Genomic DNA, 1,984 nt, shown 5'->3' with positions numbered 1-1,984 from the left:
TTAATTTTCTGTATCTGAGAATTAATAAATTTTGCATCATTATCGAGTTGAATAGCAGTTTTTACTACGAAATTTTTTGTTTGATTATTTATTTTATTTTGAACTTCTTGTTGGTTGATGCTTGGCTCGATGCCAACACGCATATTAAAGTCATTATTCATTATCTAACACTCCCTTCATGTATTTGAACATTTTCTGCTAATTTTTTTACATACAAAAAACGCCCAAGATAAAATCAGGGACGTGTGTTATTTTCATATTTGATTTACAATAAAAAAGACACTCATTATTCGAGTGCCTTTGTTGACGTATTGAATTTGTTATTTAGTAATGAATTCTCATGAATCCATCATCAAAACTAATTGTTATGTAGTTAAAATAATGCTGGTGCCCGATATCTAATATATTTTCTTCTAGAAATCCAGACAATACACAATTGCCAACCTCTTCGGGTATACAGTTTCCATTTTTTAGACCAGCAAAAACGATTCCATCTTCACATTCTAAAACAAGATTTTCGACTTCGTATATTCGTGGTTTATATGGTTCAGGTTTATCAAGTGGAAAATATTCCATGATTCTATATGTACGTGGTTTATGCAACAGAGAGAGATTATCCAAAAATTCAATAATATGATCTAAAGTAATTTTAATGCGTTGACATTCCGTTTCTTTAGTTATTACGAATTCTTCAATTTCCATTATGCTTGCACCTCCTGTAGAGGAGTGGTATTAAATTCGTCTAATAATTCATTTTTTTTAATTAAGCGATATATAAATTTTAGGCCTTTTGGAGATACGAGAGTCACAACTGAAACATGTCCAGTTTTTTCATTTTCTGCTACTATAGTGCTAAAATAATCACTTTTTATGTATTGCCCCATTGGCTCATTGTATCCAGTTTGTTTAGATAGAATTTTCTTATCACGCAGAAGAGAGCATAGGGTTGTCCGTCCTATTTCTATTAAGTCAGCTACTTGTTTTAGTGTTAACCAACCTTTGGTTTTAATAATATCATTTGCCATATCTGCATCTGGTTTGAGTTGATTAATTTCATTTTGTAGCTCGTCGTTCTTCCTTTGCAAGTCAACAACCATTGATTTCTTGGTTTCATCACTAAAAGAAGAGAAGTAGTTATTGATGAATTCCTCTTCTTTGTTAGACTCCACATATCCGCCAGTCTTGTTGATAATTGGAAGAACTTCATTCACTATCCATTTTCTGAATGGCTTAACCTTGTCTGTTTTCATTTCTAACATCAAGTCGTATAATTGCGATTCTGAAATAAAGGTGTGTCCGTTGTGGACACACGGTTTAATTTCTGCATTTTTGATATTTTCGTTTATTCTCTCTTTTCTTGGATACTCTACACCAATTTTGTTCTTTTTAACTTGTCCTAATACCATGCCCGTAGAATAAATCTCAAACATTGGCAAACCATTAATAATTTCAATAGTTACTTCCTTGTTTTCGAAAATAAATTTCGTTTCTTTCATATGACTTCCTCCTAAAATATAATTGATATAATTTTAGAAGTATGATAGAATTATAACATAAGAGAAATCTTATTATGTATGAGCGACCCCTTACCGGCCAAAGTAGATGGGTTGCTCTTTTTATTGGTTTCTTTTCAAATTCAACTTAATGGTATCCACTGCATTTCGATTAAACAAATAACTTCCTTTGTGCGTTTCTCTAAAATCTGTTTCAGGTAAATCAAGTTTTTTTGCTAATCTTATTAAGTAAGCAGGAGTAATATCAAGCTCTTTTGAAACTTCACCAGTTATATAGACATCTCTTACATCAACCATCTATATACCTCCTTGTGTGTTTACAAGATTGATTATACTACATCAAAGGTTAGGAGTCAATACTTGATACTAAATATTTTATAAAATTTTCCACAAAACTAAAGCCTTGAATTGAACCAATTAAAAAGTACAGTATTCGCATAATAAAAGAGCCGAATTAGCGAATAAAACGG

3 protein-coding genes are annotated in these 1,984 nt (G+C 31.3%); all 3 read right to left on the bottom strand.

Features of this window, described 5'->3' with window-relative positions:
• Nucleotides 1-324: 324 nt before the first annotated feature.
• Complete coding sequence (locus ACW2QF_RS18210; RefSeq protein WP_455717438.1) at nucleotides 325-702, bottom strand: hypothetical protein; 378 nt, start codon at nucleotides 700-702, stop codon at nucleotides 325-327.
• Entirely contained in the window at nucleotides 702-1,496 is a 795-nt protein-coding gene (locus ACW2QF_RS18205; RefSeq protein WP_455717437.1) for a phage antirepressor KilAC domain-containing protein, read from the bottom strand. The genes ACW2QF_RS18210 and ACW2QF_RS18205 overlap by 1 nt, the downstream gene beginning before the upstream one ends.
• 120 nt (nucleotides 1,497-1,616) lie before the next feature.
• On the bottom strand, nucleotides 1,617-1,811 hold the full coding sequence (locus tag ACW2QF_RS18200; RefSeq protein ID WP_455717436.1) for a hypothetical protein: 195 nt from the start codon (nucleotides 1,809-1,811) through the stop codon (nucleotides 1,617-1,619).
• Between the last annotated feature and the right edge of the window lie 173 nt (nucleotides 1,812-1,984).

The organism is Anaerosporobacter sp., from assembly GCF_965301125.1.
This window is presented reverse-complemented; position numbering and strand designations above follow the sequence as displayed.

Excerpts from the sequence above, each read along its gene's own strand:
- ACW2QF_RS18205 (WP_455717437.1), bottom strand. The coding sequence starts at position 1,496 with ATGAAAGAAACGAAATTTATTTTCGAAAACAAGGAAGTAACTATTGAA.
- ACW2QF_RS18200 (WP_455717436.1), bottom strand. The coding sequence starts at position 1,811 with ATGGTTGATGTAAGAGATGTCTATATAACTGGTGAAGTTTCAAAAGAG.
- ACW2QF_RS18210 (WP_455717438.1), bottom strand. The coding sequence starts at position 702 with ATGGAAATTGAAGAATTCGTAATAACTAAAGAAACGGAATGTCAACGC.